General features: G+C 65.2%; 13 protein-coding genes and 1 tRNA gene. 5 read left to right on the forward strand and 9 right to left on the reverse strand.

Annotation, left to right across the window (positions count from 1 at the left end; translation table 11 throughout):
* The first annotated feature begins 58 nt into the window (after window positions 1-58).
* From ACRXBZ_RS08595 to ACRXBZ_RS08615, 5 genes are all read left to right on the forward strand, one after another.
* The gene (locus ACRXBZ_RS08595; RefSeq protein WP_433878624.1) at window positions 59-2,473 is read left to right on the forward strand and encodes a DNA topoisomerase; all 2,415 of its coding nucleotides are present in this window, start codon (window positions 59-61) and stop codon (window positions 2,471-2,473) included.
* A gap of 241 nt (window positions 2,474-2,714) precedes the next feature.
* Window positions 2,715-3,614, forward strand: a complete 900-nt coding sequence (locus ACRXBZ_RS08600; RefSeq protein WP_433878625.1) for a hypothetical protein — start codon at window positions 2,715-2,717, stop codon at window positions 3,612-3,614.
* 51 nt (window positions 3,615-3,665) lie between these two features.
* A complete protein-coding gene (locus tag ACRXBZ_RS08605) occupies window positions 3,666-5,912 on the forward strand; it encodes a hypothetical protein (RefSeq protein WP_433878626.1) in 2,247 nt (748 codons plus the stop codon).
* Window positions 5,913-5,928: 16 nt separating this feature from the next.
* Window positions 5,929-9,273: a mediator complex subunit 15 domain-containing protein gene (locus ACRXBZ_RS08610; protein ID WP_433878627.1), complete on the forward strand. Its 3,345-nt coding sequence runs from the start codon at window positions 5,929-5,931 to the stop codon at window positions 9,271-9,273.
* 506 nt (window positions 9,274-9,779) lie between these two features.
* Window positions 9,780-9,849: transfer RNA gene (locus ACRXBZ_RS08615), tRNA-Trp, on the forward strand.
* A 423-nt stretch (window positions 9,850-10,272) separates the two neighbouring features.
* On the opposite strand, the gene ACRXBZ_RS08620 is transcribed toward ACRXBZ_RS08615, so the two are convergent.
* The 9 genes from ACRXBZ_RS08620 to ACRXBZ_RS08660 form a co-directional block, all read right to left on the reverse strand.
* Entirely contained in the window at window positions 10,273-10,803 is a 531-nt protein-coding gene (locus ACRXBZ_RS08620; protein ID WP_433878628.1) for a hypothetical protein, read from the reverse strand.
* Window positions 10,804-11,042: 239 nt separating this feature from the next.
* Entirely contained in the window at window positions 11,043-12,398 is a 1,356-nt protein-coding gene (locus ACRXBZ_RS08625) for an IS701 family transposase (protein ID WP_433878629.1), read from the reverse strand.
* A 107-nt stretch (window positions 12,399-12,505) separates the two neighbouring features.
* Window positions 12,506-13,102, reverse strand: a complete 597-nt coding sequence (locus tag ACRXBZ_RS08630; protein ID WP_433878630.1) for a helix-turn-helix domain-containing protein — start codon at window positions 13,100-13,102, stop codon at window positions 12,506-12,508.
* Window positions 13,103-13,290: 188 nt separating this feature from the next.
* Window positions 13,291-13,464 carry a hypothetical protein gene (locus tag ACRXBZ_RS08635; protein WP_433878631.1) on the reverse strand — a complete coding sequence of 58 codons (174 nt, stop codon included), beginning with the start codon at window positions 13,462-13,464 and terminating at the stop codon, window positions 13,291-13,293.
* Between the two features lie 198 nt (window positions 13,465-13,662).
* Complete coding sequence (locus ACRXBZ_RS08640) at window positions 13,663-14,079, reverse strand: thioesterase family protein (protein WP_433878632.1); 417 nt, start codon at window positions 14,077-14,079, stop codon at window positions 13,663-13,665.
* Window positions 14,076-14,330, reverse strand: a complete 255-nt coding sequence (locus ACRXBZ_RS08645) for a hypothetical protein (RefSeq protein WP_433878633.1) — start codon at window positions 14,328-14,330, stop codon at window positions 14,076-14,078. Before ACRXBZ_RS08645 ends, ACRXBZ_RS08640 begins: the two co-directional genes overlap by 4 nt.
* 734 nt (window positions 14,331-15,064) lie before the next feature.
* Window positions 15,065-15,487, reverse strand: a complete 423-nt coding sequence (locus ACRXBZ_RS08650; RefSeq protein WP_433878634.1) for a hypothetical protein — start codon at window positions 15,485-15,487, stop codon at window positions 15,065-15,067.
* A 399-nt stretch (window positions 15,488-15,886) separates the two neighbouring features.
* The gene (locus tag ACRXBZ_RS08655; protein WP_433878635.1) at window positions 15,887-16,942 is read right to left on the reverse strand and encodes an aminotransferase class I/II-fold pyridoxal phosphate-dependent enzyme; all 1,056 of its coding nucleotides are present in this window, start codon (window positions 16,940-16,942) and stop codon (window positions 15,887-15,889) included.
* Complete coding sequence (locus ACRXBZ_RS08660) at window positions 16,933-17,439, reverse strand: hypothetical protein (RefSeq protein ID WP_433878636.1); 507 nt, start codon at window positions 17,437-17,439, stop codon at window positions 16,933-16,935. Before ACRXBZ_RS08660 ends, ACRXBZ_RS08655 begins: the two co-directional genes overlap by 10 nt.
* Window positions 17,440-17,543 lie beyond the last annotated feature (104 nt).

The raw sequence follows: 17,543 nt of genomic DNA on the forward strand, positions 1-17,543 counted from the left end.
CCGACCTCTCGGATAGACTCGAACTCGTTTACGGGCCATCATCGAGAGGAGTCAAACAATGGTGGCGATCGTGGTCGCGGAGAAGCCGAGCGCGGCGAGGAACATGACCAGTGCGCTCGGAGGTCAGAAGGGCAGCTACAAGGGCACGGCCTACGAGGTGACGAATCTGCGGGGTCATCTCTACGAGTTCGCTCAGCCGCACCAGATGGTCGACCCTTCGCTCGCCGACAAGTACCAGAAGTGGGACCTGGGGAACCTACCGTGGGACCCGGACGACCTGTCATGGAAGCGCGATCCGCAGAAGAACGTCGCGGACGTGATCAAGACGCTGCGCGGCGCGCTGAGCCGTGGCGATGAGATCGTCATCGCCACGGATCTCGACCCGTCCGGCGAGGGCGACCTGCTCTTCTGGGAGGCGATCGACGAACTCGGGTTCCACGGCAAGCGGTTCAGCCGCATGGAGTTCACCGACGAGTCGGCCGCCTCGATTCAGAAGGCGTTTGAGAAGCGTCGCCCGGTGAAGTCGATGCAGGACGAGGGCGACTACCGCAAGGCGATGTACCGGACGCAGTGGGACTTCCTCTCGATGCAGTTCACGCGCATCGCCACGGCGATGGCGCGCCAGTCCGGGCAGGACATCGTGCTGCGCCAGGGCCGTCTGAAGTCGGCGATGGTGTCGCTGGTCGGCGACCAGCTGAAGGCCTACAACGACTACGTGAAGAAGCCGTTCTTCCAGAACCGCTTTCGCGACGAGAACTCGGTCGTCTACACCAACCCGGAGGAGCCGCGGTTCGATCAGAAGGACCAGGTGCCGCAGCAGTACGGCCCCTCCCCTGTGGTGTTCGACGGCAAGGTGAAGAAGCAGACGGCTCCGCCGAAGCTGCTCGACCTCGCGGCACTGTCTTCGATCCTGGTTGGCAAGGGGATCAAGGCCAAGCTCGTGCTGGAGACCTACCAGAAGATGTACGAGGTGCAGGTCGTGAGCTACCCGCGCACCGAGGACAAGACGATCACGCCGGAGCAATTCAACGAGCTTGCTCCCCTGGTCGAGAAGATCGCGGGCGTCGTGGGCGTGGACACGAAGCTCCTGACGCACCGCGAACCGCGCAAGACGCACGTCAAGCCGCAGGGTGCGCACGGTGCGAACCGTCCGGGTCCGAAGGTGCCGGCATCTCTGGACGACGTGGAACAGAGGTTCGGCAAGGCCGGGCGGCTCATCTACGAGACGCTGGGAAAGAACTACCTGGCGATGGTCGCCGAAGACTACGTCTACGAGCAGCAGAAGGGCCACGTCGAGAAGTACCCGGACTTCGTGGGCATCGCCAATGTCCCGCTCTCCATGGGCTGGAAGCAGGTCTTCGATCCTGACGCGGGCGACGATGGGGCCGAGGGCGACGAGAACGAGTCGGCGAAGGGCCTGGGTTCTAACGCCGAGCCGTTCGTCTTCGAGGGTTCGAACAAGCGGCCCGAGCACCCATCGATGAAGTGGCTGATGAAGCAGCTCGAGAAGCGCGACGTCGGCACCGGCGCGACGCGCACCTCGACGTACTCGGAGGTGACCTCGACGACGGCGAAGTACCCGCTGCTCGTGGAGAAGGGTCGCAAGCTGCTGCTCGCCCAGGCCGGCGAGATGAGTTGGCAGTTGCTGCCGGGCACCCGCATCGGCGATTTGCGTCTCACGGAGAAGGTCTACGCCGACATGCGCGAGATCGCCGACGGGAAGGCGACCGCCGAGGAGTGCCTCAAGGTCGTCGCCGACTGGGTGCGCGAGGACATCGACAAGATGCAGAAGAACGCGGCGACGATGCGTTCGGCCTTGGGCCTGAAGGAGGAGGCCGTCGCCCAGAAGGAGCGGGTCCAGGGCACCTGGTCGAAGACCGGCAAGCCGGTGACCTTCTCCCGCGAGTGGGGCGGCCACCGCTTCACCGACGAGGAGGTCGCGCAGCTGCTGGCCGGCGAGACGATCGAGTTCTCGGCCACCTCGCAGACCGGTAAGGCGTACGAGGTCTACGGAGAACTCGGCGAGAGCACGTTCAAGGGGCGGAAGTTCGTCGGGTTCCAGAAGGCCGGCTTCGGCCGCCGCGACGCGAGCGGCAACGCCCTGCCGCCGAAGGAGTGGTGCTCCCACGTCTTCACCCAGGCCGAGATCGACAAGCTCATGGCGGGCGAGGCCGTGGAGGCCAGCGACTTCATTAGCAAGAAGGGCAACGCGTTCGCCTGCAAGGTCTTCTTCAAGGAAGAAAAGAAGGGCGAGGGCAAGAAGATCGTCCCCGACTTCGACGCGGGGACCGATGCGCCGCCGAAGCGCTGGTGCGGGGTGGAGTTCACCGACGATCAGATCGCGGCGCTGGCCGCAGGCAAGACGATCGAGGGCAAGGGCTTCACTTCGAAGAAGGGCAAGAAGTTCGACGCGCAGCTGACCTGGAAGGACGAGGACGGGAAGAAAAAGCTCGTCCCCTCCTTCCCCTATTGACGAGTCGCCGATGAGTCGAAAAGAACCGCGATAGACTGATGAGGGCATAGTCAGAGCAGGTTCGAGACACCACCCGACGATCCCGGATCGCGAGTCCGAGTCGTCGGGCTACGTCATTTGCATACCAGTCGTACTCGATTCGAATGGATTCTTCGAGGTAGGCTGTCTTATGTAACCCTCGTGTACGAGGGCATTTGGATAGGCGACACGAGAAGAGCAGCGGGGTAGCAGGGAGAGAACTATGGCGAAGATGTCCTACAAGGTACCCACGAGCATCGCCAGGTCCTTCCTGGATCACGAGATCACGCTGAGCAAGGGCGGGTGGGCGGCGAAGCCCTCGCCGATCAAGCAGTTGCTGTTCTTCGGTGGCGGCTTCCTGGCGCTGCTGTGGGTGACGACTTCGACGTTCATTTCGAGCGCGGGGCCGGTTTTCATCACGCTGTTCGTGATCTGGGGCCTCGCGGTAATCGTCTACTTCGGTGGCATGACGAAGACCAAGGAGCTGCGGGCCATGAACGTGCCCGCGCTGCTGGCATATGCGCCTAAGGGCGCGCGTCACGTCTACACCCGCCGCAGCTCGAACCCAAGCGACTTCTACTCGATCGTCGGCATCGACGGTATCGACGAGGATGGGCGGATCCACTTCTCCGACGGCGGTGAGGGACAGGTCTACCTGGTCGTCGGTTCAGCGAGCTACCTGCTCTTCGACGAAGACCGGATCGGGATCCTCGACAGGGTCGACGCCTTCTGGCGCAAGGTCGACACGACCTGCGAATGGTCGACGATCACTACGAAGGAGCCGCAGCGGATCTACCACCAGGTGGCAAACCTGGAGAACCGCAACCAGGCGCTTCAGGTTCGCGATCCCGATCTGATCGAGCTGCAAAACGAGCAGTACGCCATCCTCACGCAGCACGTGGGCGGGAAGTTCACCTCCATCCACCAGTACCTGCTGCTCAAGGGCAAGAGCGCGGACGCGCTGCGCCGGGGCCACACGGCGCTCCAGGCCGAGGTCGAGGGGTCGGCTCTGATGATCAAGGACGCCACGGTCCTCGACCGGGACGAGGCCGAGCCGATGCTGCGGGTCTTCTACCAGGGCATCGATGACGAGCTGCTGTCGCTCAAGGCGTCACTGAGCTGACGACCCGGATGAGGCACGAACGAGGGAAAGGCGAAGGACACCGTGGCGCTGATGACGAAGGCCCGGGCGCAGCTGGGCATCCCGGGGAAGAAGACCAAAAGCGACGAGGCCGCCGAGCAGGCGGTCGACGAGCTGCATGCGCAGGACGCCCCCGCGCCCGACACCGAGGGCGAGGAGACGCCTGAGCCGAAGAAGAACTGGTGGCAGCGCCGCCAGGAGATGAAGCAGCTCGCGGGCAGCTTCGACTCGTACCCGCACCTGCTGGCGCTCAAGCCGAAGGAGAAGTACGTCTTCCGCTCCGACTACTTCGAGGTCGACGGCTCGGTCGCCTGCGTGCTCGCGTTCTTCCATGACGACGCTGCGCACGACAACTTCGCGGCTTTCTGGGGTATCGACCGGATTCCCGACGGCCTCGACGACCGGGTCACCGCAGTGGTCCTGGAGCAGGTGCGCCGGATGGACGATGCGTGGATCGACTCGTTCACGAAGCAGTCGGAGAAACTCGACAGGCTCGACGCGAACGAGCAGGAGGAGACCGGCACAACTTCCTCGAGGCGCAAGGCCGCGAAGATCTCGTCCGACCTGGAGATCACCATCGGCGAGATCCAGGACGGCGCAAGCTACCTCTCGGTGCACAACCGGCTCTTCCTCAAGGCCCCGGACTTGGAGACCCTGGACGACTCGATCGACCGGGTCACGCGCCTGTACATCGACCGCTTCGGCACGCTCAAGGCCGCGCCGTATACCGGCGAGCAGCGCCAGGAGCTCTCGGGTCTGTGGAAGAACAACGACAAGAAGCGCGGCAAGGGCTCCCACTTCACCTCGACCGAGCTGGCCGGTTCGTACTCGCTGGTGACCAATGGCCTCAACGACAAGGGCGGGGAATACACCGGCTACATGGTCGGCGACGTCAACAACTCCGCGGTGCTCATGGACGTCAACGGCTACGACCACCACGTGGTCGTAGCCGACGCGACGCTCAGTGAATATCTGGACCGTCAGCGGGTGGCGAACATGTGGTGCTCGAAACTCTCGCAGTCCTGCATGTTGGGCAATGGCTCGGTTGTTCATCTCATCCTCGACGGGGCGGACCTCGACAAGCTCGGCCCGAAGTTCGAGCGGCTCACCTCGCGCGTGGACCTCAACAAGGGCGACGTGAACATGTTCGAGATGTTCGGAGAGGAGGCGGACGAGCTCACGGTCTTCTCCGCTCAGATGGAGAAGCTCAAGCTCATGTTCGAGCAGCTCTACGAGACCACCGACGGAGCGATCGGGTCGATCATCCGCAGCGCCCTCGAAGACACGGCCACGGATTTCTACGTCGAGCAGGGCATGTGGCGGCACAACGCCCAGGAGCAGCGGCACCGCCTGCGCGTGGTGAACATTCCGCACACGCAGGTGCCGCGTCTGCAGATGTTCGTCTCTTACCTGGCGACTGCACATAAGGCGCTGCTCAACTCGTCGAAGACCGACCCCGACCAGCTGCGGGCGTACAACGTGCTCAAGGGCATCGCGAACATGATGCTGAGCACGAACGGCGATCTGTTCAACAACCACACCGCCAGTGTTGTGGATGGCGTCCGTGACTCGCGGCGCGTGGTCTACGACTTCTCGCGGCTGATGCGCCGCGGCAAGGGCGTGGCCATGGCCCAGCTGGTGAACATCGTCGGCTTCGCCGTCGGCAAGCTGGGCTCGGGCGACACCGTGATCATCCACGGGACCGAGCACATCGACGACCGCGTGAAGAAGTACCTGCGCGACCAGTTCGACCACATGCACGAGCGCGGCGGCCGGGTGGTCTACAGCTACAACGACGTCGACAAGATGCTCGCAGACTCGGACTTCAACAAGTTCGACGCCGCGGACTACACGCTTTTCGGCCCGATGCGCGACCGCACGGTGGCGGAGTACCAGAAGCAGCTGCATCAGCAGATCCCGCCGGACCTCGCCCAGCTCATTACCACGAAGGGCGAGAACCTCACGTACCTGCGCCGCGCCGTGTCCAACGTCGTCTTTCACCTCGACCTCGCACTGGGGATCAACCCCTACCGCGAGGCCCAGCGCAGGCAGGTGTGGCTTGAGGCGGCGAAGGCCGAGGAAGCGGCTCGGATGGACGTGATCATGCACGACAAGCCGACACCGGGTGCGAACTTGACCAGCATCCGGAAAGTCGACGCTGGCGACGACGAGGACGAGCGCAGCACGCGCCGCACGACTGCGGGCAAAAAGCTCCTAAAGCAGCCGGCGGGTGGCACGAAGAAGACTGCGGAAACGAGCCGGCAGGCACGCGGAAGCTAGCGAAGCGATGAGCCGGATGAAGGACACGAGAGACGGAGAGGACAAGATGAACCGGACCACTGCACTCGCTGCGCGGGCCCGCTCGTGGGGTGCGGCGGATGCCCGGAGCAGGCTCATGCGCATGCTCGTCCTCGCACTGCTGGGTGTGCTGGTCGCGCCACTGCTGGTGGCGGCATTCGCACCGTCGTCATTCGCAGCTGACACGGACGAGGACCGCGACAACTATTCGCTCTATCAGCTTGCGTCGAACGCCTCGACGTACTTCAGCACGGAGAACTCGCCTGATGCCGACGGGATGACCGACGAGTGGCAGGCGATCACGAGCACTCCCGCCACCGGCGGCGACATGCTCGGCTACGCCGACCCGGAGTTCAGCCTCGGCAACGTCGTCGGCTGGTTCTTCGCCGAGACTTCGGGGTCTTCGCAGACCATCGGGTACGGGACGCTCAAAGCGAACGACGGCGGGGACACCGACATCTACTCAGGCATGCTCGACTATGCCCACTTCGGCGCGACGAACGCCGACCTCGGACTCGATACGATGTCTTCGGGCATCGGCGGCCAGATTCTGGGCATGATCGGCGGTTCGGTGATCTGGTTGCTCTACGCCCAGGCGCTGGCCGTGAGCATGCTGTTCTACCTGATCATCCAGCTGATCAAGATCATCAATCCGTTCATGTGGTTCTTCCAGGCGGTCTCCGCTGTCAATGCGACCTTCGGCGAGGGCATGGTCTGCTCGACGGACAGCTCGGGGGCGGAGACGTGTCACACGGGCGGCGGTGCTCTCGCGGGCCTGCAGAACTGGATCAGCGACTGGTACGGCCTGCTCAACAACATCGCTTGGGAGGCACTGGTCCCGCTGTTCATCGCCTTGACGATCACCGGTCTTATCCTCTTCAAGAAGATGGACCGGGGCTCGGCGATCAAGAAGCTCATCGTGCGCTTGGTGTTCATCGGCGTGGGTCTGCCGCTCATCGGCTCGATGTACACCGGCGTGCTCGACAAGTTCGACGACTCGATGATGGGCCAGCAGTCCGGTCCCACGCGTGTGGTGCTCTCGACGTACGTCGATTTCGAGGCTTGGGCTATGAAGGATCGTCTGGGAATCCCTGACGCGGCATCGATCGCCTGGGATAACGGGCAGGCCAGCTCGGACGCGATGATGTCGGTGCGCACCAGCGCGCTGGCGATCAACAAGCAGTCGCATGGCAGTACCTACTCCGATATCAACGTCGGCAAGAAGGCCAACGACGTCGAGTCGGCGTGGCGCGACGGTATGACCGGGGTGGATCGCACGGCTACCGACGACGCTATCGCGGTGTTCACGACCTTTGGGATCATCGGCAACTACATCATCAGCAACGAGGTCGCGGCCTCCGACTTCGAGTCGGGGATCAAGAGCGCGATCACGAAGCTCGATGTGAGCCAGGACGACAAGAAGAAGTGGTTCGTCGATAAGAAGGGTTACGGCGACCTCGACAAGTTCGGCGAGGAAGCCGGCGACTACCCGCCGACCAACCACCCGGTGCTCGCCGTGGGCGACGGGGGTCTGACCTCGTCCAACCCCGGCGGCAACACGACGGCGTTCACGACGCCGGGCACGAAGAGCGGCTGCGGCTTCACGGTCTGGACCGACGGCGCCCCGGCTCCGTGCAACCTGTCGGCGCTGTCGATGTACAACTATCTCAACACCGGGTTCGGTCCCGACTCGCTGACCATGTACAGCTCGAACAACGCCACCAGCGGCTTCACCCGCGAGAACCACATGGCCGTGAGCCAGGTCGGGACGGGCCCGGCGAAGTTCATGTACTGGCACAACGCGAGCACCGTGCTCGGCTCGATCGCCCTGCTCGGCTTCTGGTACGCCATCGGCATGCTGGTGGGCGCGGTCAAGCGCACCTTCAGTCTGGTGGCGGCGATCCCGTTCGCCACGCTCGGCGCGATGGCGGCGATCAGTAAGGTGATCGTCTACTCGCTCGCGCTGATCCTCGAGGTGCTGGTGACGCTGTTCATCTACCAGTTCGTCTCGGAGTTCCTGATCTCGATCCCGGACATCATCGCCGGGCCGATGTCGAGCCTGATGACCCCTGACGGGCTCCTCGGCAGCGCGGTCCTCGGTGGGATCGTCGTGGTGATCCTGACGCTCATCTCGTCGCTGCTGGTCATGGGCGTCACCTTCGCGCTTCTGCGGGTGCGCAAGGTCGTGCTGCAGGCGATGGACGAGGTGTTCACCAAACTCGTGGACAAGTTCCTCGATACGAACACCGCGCCGAAGCCGGACAAGAGTGGGATGCTCCCGGCTCTTGCCGCGGGAGCGGGTGCCGGCGCTGGCATGGCCATGGGCAACAAGATGGCCTCGGGCCTCGGCGGCAAGATCGGCGGCGGCCCGAAGGCCCCGGGTGGCGACAAGCCCGGCGGTAAGACGGCGTCGACGAACGCCGGCGGCCTGAACGGCGATCCCCAGGCGCTCACCGCCGGTTCACAGGCGCTTGCGCTCGAGGCCGGAGGCGGGTCTGACGGCAATGGGCCCGGCGGTCTCCCGCCGAGCGGCGGCGGTGGCCCCGACGGCAGCGCGAAGGCGCTGCCCGGCGGCAGCGGTCCTAAGGGCATTCCGGGACCCCACGGCGGCGATGGCGACACGGGTGGTCCGCTGCAGCTCATGAGCGGCACGGGCGGCAGCTCGCGCTCGGACAAGGAGACCGCGCAGAACCTGAGCAATAGCGGCGGCCTGTCGAAGCTGGGCTACAACTCCGGCCCACAGGCGGGGTCCAGCAACACCCAGGGTGGCCAGATCTACTTCGGCTCTAGCGGCGCTTCTGGTGCTCCGGGTTCCAACGGCTCTGCTTCGCAGGGGCAGGGGAAGGGCGCGCGCTTCGCCGTCGGCGCCAACGGGTCGGCGCAGCTGAATCCGGACCAGGCTGGCACTTCGGGGGTCCCGAGCACGCGCTCGACTCGCGCGGCCCAAGGTTCGCATCCCCAGGGTCAGCTCGGTGCAGGCGCTCATCCTGCGGTGGGCAGCCAGGGCCAGCGGCAGCTGCCTCCGGCCGGCGGCCAGCAGCAGGCGGGCGCGCAGCGTCCGCAGGCTCAGGCTCAGGCTCAGGCTCAGGCTGCTGGCCCGGCGTCGCGCCCCGCGCAGCCGACGAACGGGCGCCCGCAGGGACCGCAGCAGGGTGTTCCCCAGGCGGCCCCGGCTCCGCGCCCGACCCAGAGCCGGCCTCAGCGGGCCCCGGCCCCGGCCCCGCGTCCGACCCGGAGGGTCGAAGAACACTCCGGCAGCCAAGCCGGCTCCTGGTTCGGGCTCGTCGGTGCAGCAGCAGTCGCAGACCCCGACCAAGCCGAACCTGTGATCGAAGATGCGTGACGTGGCGATCGGCACGCTGGTGACGCACGCTGCGTGAGATCGCGCTCAGCTGCCTGGCCGCTCTGGCGACCGTGCTGTTCGTCCGCGAGACGCTGCGCGCCGTACGCCGCCGCGACGCCTCACTGCATTCTCGGGCCTGATGGCCCCTCGCTCGGAAATTGCGAGCCAATCGCGTCGAACAACCAGGTGTTCGACTATTCTGCAAAATACGATTGACCCGGGCAGACTTATGGACGATGATGAATGCACATCAGCGCTCGAAGGAGCAACCATGACGACCATGCGGAAGCGAGGGACGCGACGCCAGTATCTGGCCGCCGTGATCGCTGTCGTGTGCTCGTCGAACGACGACCACCAGAAGCCCTTCTCCTGGCAGGAAGAGAGCCTTCTGAGCTGCGTAGGCTCCCCACCATGACGTAGATCTCGTCATGTCGAGGGAGCCGCCCATCGGGAAACCGATCCGGGCGGCTTTCTCTATTCGAGCACCCTGAAAACAATTAATTCCTATCGGCGAGCTAGTGGTAACGCGACGGTCTCCAAAACCGTTTGCCGGGGGTTCAACTCCCTCCGCCGGTGCTTCACGCCATCCATTTCACGATGGGCTGGTGCAGTTTATTGACATCTACACAGCGGAGCAAGACATTTCCCAGGCTCGTCCCCGTCGCCGCACCGGCGGCCAGGGCGAGCACCGGGTCCGGCCGCCCCACGGGGAGAACTACAGGCCGCCTACGGGGAAAAACGAATGGCCATTGACAGGGCTGCGAGTCGTCCATCTATGCCGTGCTGGAAGCGCTGGTTGGACGCTGGGGCGGCAGATCCCGGTGGGAACGAAGAACATCAGCCATTTCAACTGCACCTCCGGCGTGCTCCGCACAAGCGGGAGTTCGAGGAGGTCCAGGTCTTTGTGCACTGATGATGTGGATGTGGGGCGAAAAGAGAGAACCCCGTGGACGATGTCCACGGGGTTCTGTTCTTCGTCAGCGACGACGGGCGGGGGGCTCAGCTCTCGCCGCAGTATTTCGCGATCACGACTTTGCCCTGATCGCTGTCGGCGCGGACGAGCACGTCCTGGTCGAGGGCTTTGTGGAAGACGTAATCGATCGTGATCTGGTCTCCCTGGATCGAGATCGATCCGGTCTTGGGGTCGGTGCCCGTGCGGCGGGATCCGTTCCCGTCGTCCCAGATCACCGAGGTGCGACCTTCGCTGATCGTCCCGGTCGACACGACCTCGTACGTGCCTTTGGAGGCCGAGCCGCCAGGAGTGATCGCGTTGTTCTCAATGTCCTTGAGCGCCTGGTTGATCAGGTTGCACTTGGCGCTGTCAGTGTCGGCAACGGTGTCGATGTAGGTGATCTTGTCGCCGTCGATGGTGACGATGCTGCCGTGCTTGCCGTCGGTGATGCTGAGGTATGCGCCGCTGTCAGTCTTGCTACCGCCGCAGGCGGTGAGCATGAGCGCGAGACCGGTCAGGGCCGCAGCGGTCGCGGCCAATTTGGTCCGCGTCACGTGAGCGGTCCTGGTGGTGGTCATGATCTCTGTCCTTCTCCTCTGAGTGAGTCCTGCATGTTCAGGTGGTGTCTTCTTCACGGAGGGGTCCAGCGTCTCGGCTCCACAGTTCGCACCGTGTCCCCGAGCTTCCGGATCCCAAGCCACGCCCGGGAGCCGAAGCAGGCCCCCTTGAGGCCGCCCTGGACGACTTCCGACCACTTGGCATACTGCGCTCTTCTTGTCTTTTACTTATCAAGTATGGCAAATCTGAGGTTTCTCAGTTATGCGGCGGATGAGGTGCTGGTCGAGGGCCTGGCGGGATTTTGATCGACTGTGTTCTGGCCTGCGCTGATGGCAGTTATTCGGGCCCGGCGGAAGGCGATGAGCATGTCGTCGACGCTGACGTTGCACTTCTTGCGGTTCCAGGGTGCTCGGGCGCGGGCGGCGGCCAGGTCCGCCTCGGGGGTGCCGTGTCCGGCGTACCACAGGGTCAGGATGGTCAGGCCGAGCATCGCGAAGGGCACGGTGCGCTCGACGGCGCGAGGCAGCCGGTTGGCGGCGTCGCCTGCGCCGATGAGGATCTTGGAGTCCTTGATCGTCTGCTCCACGCTCCAGCGGTCGGCGTAGCGGGCGATGACTGTTTCGGCGGAAGCGCTGGTGTCGGTGGACACCAGCGCGATGTCGTAGGGCCGGGCCGAGTCGGTCTCCTTGATCAGCACCACGGTGACCGGGGTACGGTGCAGCGAGCCCCACCACAGGCAGGTGACGGTGGCGATGTGCACGGTTTCGGTCTTGCCGTAGCAGGTGACTTCCGTGGTTCGCCAGGTGGCGGTGGCCGCGAGGTCGGTGCAGGTGCCGAGTTTCTCGCCTTTCCATCTGGGATGTCCGCGCTTGCCCGTGGGCTCGGGCGGTAGGGCATACAACACGGCGTTGGCTGCCAGGCGGGTGGTGAACGTGGTGTTGCCGGGCAGCGTGCGCCACGCCGGCCCCCGGTAAGCGGCGTCGGCCACCACGTGGAGGGTGCGTTCGGGGAACGCGCGGGCGAGCAACCCGACCAGCGCCCGGGCCGCGTCGGGCTTGGAGACACCGGATTTAGGGATATGCAACCGGAACAGGACCGGCAGGCAGACCGCCCTGGTCAAAAACGGCACGGTCACGACGAGTCCGACAACCACGAAGCAGTTACCCCGCCCGATCCCATCGCGGCCCTTCGCCGAGCCGTCGTGCTGCCAGAACACCCCGTGGGTCTTAGCGCCATAGCGGTGAAACAACGTGTCGTCGACCACCACCGTCACCGCCTGCCCGGCCGGGACGAAACGGGCCACCACCTGCCGGGCCAGCAGCAACCCCAGCGAATCCAGATCCCAACGCGCGTGGGAGAAAAACCGGTGCGCCCGAGCGTGGTGGGAGCGTCCCGCCAGTCCGGCCGCGCTCCACATTCCCGTCACCGTCCGGGGGCCTGTGGCTGCCAGCAGGCCGGTCACCAACGAGACGAACGTGGCGAACGTCGGCGCGGTGAACACCGAACGCACCCCTTCCAACACCGACAGCAAACAAGACGGTATGGTTCCCACAGGAAGCATCGGCGAATCTCCCGGACAACGGGCGGTTGTAAGCAACGCCGATGCTTCCTCCATCTTCAGGCCAGGTCACGCCGCCACGCCGAGCACCTCGGCATCCACCCACCAGATCAACTCACCAAAAACTGCGAAACCTCAGGCAAATAGATGTACCGGCAAACGGCTCAGCGCGTGTTCTCTCGTAGGTCGTCGAGCTGCTGCTCAGCCAGCGCGAGTGCGAGATCGACCTGGTTGAGCGCGTACTCGCCGTCGCGAATCCGCGTGTGCAGAGCCTGCACTGGGGCCGAGTCGGCCTCGCGGTCCGCGAGCTCGCCGAGCTCGCGGATCTCTGCATACGCGCCCTGCAGCTGTTCCTCGTGGTGCGTCGACAGCACACGGATTCGGCTGACCCTGTCTTCGCACCACTGCACCCGGGACTGGTGATCGAGCTCGGTCCTTCCTTCCACCCAGGCGCAGAGCTCGTCCTGCCCGACGTCGGCAGGCAGAGCCGTGGCGAGCGGGCCCTCAGCGCATGGCATGTCGATCGGGATGTGGGTCAGTAGTGCGGTGGGGGTGGTGCCAAGGACGTACGCGAGAGCCATGAGGTCGTCGACCGTCACGTCGAGCTCGCGGCTCTCCATCTGGGTGATGGCGTCGGCTGGGAGCGGATGCCCGGCCGCCTCCAGCACATAGGCCAGCTCGTCGCGGGTGAGCTCGCGCATCTGGCGGTAGTGGGTGATCGCGTCGGAGACGGCGAGGGACGTAGGTGAGGAGGACGGCATGGAACGATCGTAAATGAGCGCGGAGGACCTCCTCGAGGAATGTGCGGTGATCGCACGGAAACCCGTGTCACCCTGTGCATTCTGCAGTGTCGCGCTTGGGCTCTCCTGGGATGATGAGGGTGGGAAGCCTCGCCAGGACGATGGCACCAGCGCACATTGTGCAGGGTTCCAGCGTTGTGGCAGCGCACTCAGTGTTGTCTGCGCTGGGCCAGTATGTCGGTGTGCTCCACATGCAGCTTGTCGACTTCGTACGGGCTGAAATGGCCGGCTGCCCAGCATCGGTCGATGGCGTGGCCCTCGTTGTCTCGGGCCCAGCGGTCGCTGCCGGCGATGAGGTAGCCGAACAGGACTCCGTGCTGCACCTTGTGATGGGTCCGGTCAGTTAGTCACCGTCGGGGATTATCGCGGTGGTCGGCTCCAGCCTCGTATGCTTTCTCCACGGACGAATCAGCTTCGTGCGGGCTGATCTCGCCATCGTGGACGTCGTTGTGGTCCAGTCGGTGGCCTGCCCACGCCACAGAGCGGGACGACGTAACAGAACCAGCTCCGGTTAGCACCGTTTACAGGCGGTGCAGGCGTCGGTGGAAACGTGCGCGGTCCATCACGCGCAAGCTGTGATGCCGCAGGGAACCGACCACTTCTCCGGTGCGGAGATTTCGTGCTTCCACCATCCAGGACACGTCGTTGCTGTTGGCGATTTCTGTGCACGACGCCACGACGTGGAGCACATCGCCCGGCAGTGCGGGGGCAGTATGCCGGAGCGTGAAATCGACGCCGACCGTTGTCTCGTGCATCTGCAGGTAGGGCGACAGGATGCGCCAGCAGGCGTTTTCCAGGATCGCGACGAGATATCCGGTGGCCAGGACCGGCTCGCCCCGCTCCAGGCAACTGCCGGGCAGGATGTGGCGCACGGTCTGGTCTTCGCGGACGAGGTGGTGGGAGACGCCGTAGGCGCCGATGTGCAGTCCGCGTCTCATCCTCTGCCTCCAGTGTCGCGGCGGTTGCTGGCCTGGTCCGGGCGGTTCCCGGTGAACCACAGCTCGGTGAAACCTCCGCCGACCGGGATCGCCCGTCTGCGGGCCGTGTCGGTGAGCACACGGTCCAGAGGCACGAATCCCAGGAACGCAGCGGGCGTGCTGCGCCCGGTGACTCTGCCCAGGTGTCCCCATTCCGGGTTATCGCTGTGCCAACGCAGGACGAACAACGCCTGGCGCGATTGAAGTGCCATGACTTCCCCTTTTTTCTCATGCGGGTTCCCTGCGGCATCACCCACAACTGATCCTCTGCGGCGGCACCGTGTGTCGGCCGTGTCGGACCGAGCCCGGTCCAGTCGACCCGGACCTCCGCCGACAGCGGTGGTGTCTGGCTGCGGATACGCGCCGCCGTGCGCGGTCTCGGCGGCGATGTGTTCGGCGTGCTCACTGCCATGTTGGGCGGCGGTAAGCACGCCGAACACATCGCCGCAGCCAGGTCGGCATCCGCCGGCTCGCCGGGACGCGGCGGGCGCGCGACGGTGGCCGTGTCCCCAGAGGCCGCGTCCCCAGAGGCCGCGTCGTTCGTGCGGTCACGGTCGCCCTCAGCGGCCGCCGGCTGCTCGTTGGCGCCTTCACCGGCCTCGGCGTCGGGGATGTACTCGGCCGTCTCGCGACGGCGTTGCGACACCAACGCGAGCACACCGGCGGATGCCGGCGGTTCACCGGTTACGGGAAACGTCGTCCGGTGCCCGATCGCGACAGGGAGGCGACGTTGTTTCAGGACAGCCAAAACCGCCTCACCCCCTTGGCCGGGATCCATGCACCATTGAGTGCGGTACGGATCGCTGTGGTCATTCGCTTCCCTGTGAGGTCACTATCCACAGCTGATCACGGCCCAGAAAGAGTTTTCGCGTGTCCACTTCGGACTATTTTGTGTCCTTGCTCTGGCACATCAATGCCCACCGGTTTCTCTGCCTTCAAGAGTGGTTCAGTGGCCGGGAGCGTGCCGTCGGTGTGCGGCGAAAAATGCCCGTGCGCGGCGTGTGGTCAGCAAGCCTCCGGTGGATCCCAGAATGACGTTGAAGATCACCGAGCCCCATGCCTGCAGGTCGGTCCAGGAATATAGGCTGCCTAAACTCAGAAACGCCAGAACCAGCAGTGCGATCTGGGCCCATCGTGCGCCGCGGACCACCATCACCGCTGCGGGTACCGCCACGATCACCTCGGCGGCGGTGATCCCGACTACCAGTGTGATGACCAGCGGTTCCGGCACGAGGATCACCGTGATCAGCGCCGAGACGGTGGCAATCACGCTTCCGGCGAACCAGATCCACCATGCGACGCGAACCTCGACAGGTACCGGCGGTGGGATTGCCGCGCTGTCGATGATCACAGTGTCATTGATGACCATCGGAGTCCTTCTGCCTGTACGGGCACCGGGCGCCCCTCATGCAGGCCCACGCCATCGGTGCGGGAGAAGGCCACCTGCCACCGCAGAACCGGCAGGCGGGGAACGCCACGGTCGGATCGGATACGAAGTGGCCTCGGAGACCGCCGTATGTGAGGGGGACGCACAGGCGGTCTCCGAGGCCGGGGCGGCATCCGGGTGGGTGGTCAGTAAACCCGGATGCCCGTGCGGCGACGCGGGTGGGACATCGCCGGGCCGTGTTCTCGCCTCCGTTGGATCTGCCCCGGCAACGCGGAGATCAGAGGCGAGAAGTGTCGTGGTCACACTGTGGTGACCGGGTGGTCGTCGTTCTCCAGGATCGGCACGGATACCTGGTGTGGTGAAGAGTTTCAGCGTGTCCACTTAGGTCAGGACTGTGTCCTGGCGGAGGGCACGCCGGTCAGGCCGGGTCACGCGCCGTGCCTGCGCTGCTAGTTCTATGAATTCGATGTTCTCTGCAGGGCTGGACACGCTGATGCGCACCCCGGCGCCGGGATAGGCGGCGATGATGATGCCGTGCTCGGCGCAGAGCTGCCGGAACTGCTCACCGCTGTAGCGCAGGGGAATCCACGTGAAGTTGCCGTGCGATGGCGGGGTGTCCAGTCCGTTGTCCCGGAGGGCACTGCGGATGCGTTCGCGTTCGCCGGCGGTGAACGCGGTGCGCGCGGCTAGTTCGGCTTTCCGTGGCAGGGAGGCCATCGCCGCGATCTGGGCCGGGGCGCTGATCTGGTGTGCAAGACCGGCGTGCCGCAGCACCGTCGCCACCGGAGGCTGTGCGATGGCGTAGCCGACCCGCAAACCCGCCAGACCGTAGGCCGTGGAGAACGTGCGGAGGGTGATGACGTTCGGCCGGGAGCGTGCCAGTGCGGCGCCGTCGGGAACATCGGGGTCGTAGACGAACTCCCGGTAGGCCTCGTCGATGACTACCAGCACCGACGGGTCTACCTGGTCCAGTAGCCCGTGGAGCTGCGGCCTCCGCAGGACGCTGCCGGTGGGGTTGTGCGGGTTGCACACGATCATCACCCGGGTGGCCGGGCCGGCCGCCTCCGCCATCGCTTCGACGTCGGTGACACCGTCGCTGGTGGTGGGCACCCGCACCGAGGTGGCTCCGGCCTGACGTGCCAGCGCTGAATAGGCTGCCGGGCTGGGGGCGGCGAAGATGACCTCGCCACCGATGCCGCCACAGGCGATCTGCAGCAGGCGTGCGAGTAACTCCATGGATCCGGCGCCCAGGACCACCGAGTCCGGGTTCCCATGGGTTTCGGCGGCCAGCATTCCGGCCAGAACCGAGCTGTCGGAGGGATACCGGTGCCACCCGTCGGCATCGGAACGCAGCACGTCGGCCACTCCCGGCAGCGGCCCTGGGCATTCGTTGCGGTCCAGCCGGATGGCCCGGGAACCGAGCGTATTCACCACCACGGCAGCTCCCCTCGCGCTTGGGCTTGTCGTACCCGGTCAACATGTTCGTCTTGCACCTGCTGGGCCAGCAGCGGGAGCTGGGCGTCAAGATCGGGGCGCGGGGACACGTCCTCGTTGAACCTCGGCGTGCTGCGCACCTCATAAGCCAGGACCGGATGGGTTCGGGACAGGTTGATAGCGGCATGAGCCAGTCCCGCCGGCACATACAGGTCCTGGCCCGGCTCGTGCCGCATGACCGCGGCAGTGCCCTCATCGCCCCAGGTCACCGTGGCCGCGTAGCCGTCGAGGATCCGCACGATGATCTCGGCCTCGGCGTAGATGTGCGCGGCGCTGTAATGGCCCGGGGCCATATAGACATCACCGGAACTCAGGCAGCGGGCACCGGCGGTCGACGCGGTCACCATCGCTCGCAGCTGCTGCCGCTGCAGCCCCATCTCTAGGGCTCCCCCGACGATCCGCACCGCCCCCGTGCCCCGATCATGGTCGTGGTTGGGCATCAGGCAGGTCTCCTTCCCCATCCGGCGCCGGCTTCGGCCGTTCCGCCGGGATGATGACCGCCGCCAGCAACCACGGTGTTTTTCCTGGCATAGCGGCTCGCTTG

The organism is Saccharopolyspora hattusasensis, assembly GCF_050972075.1.
Classification (GTDB): Bacteria; Actinomycetota; Actinomycetes; order Mycobacteriales; family Pseudonocardiaceae; genus Saccharopolyspora; species Saccharopolyspora hattusasensis.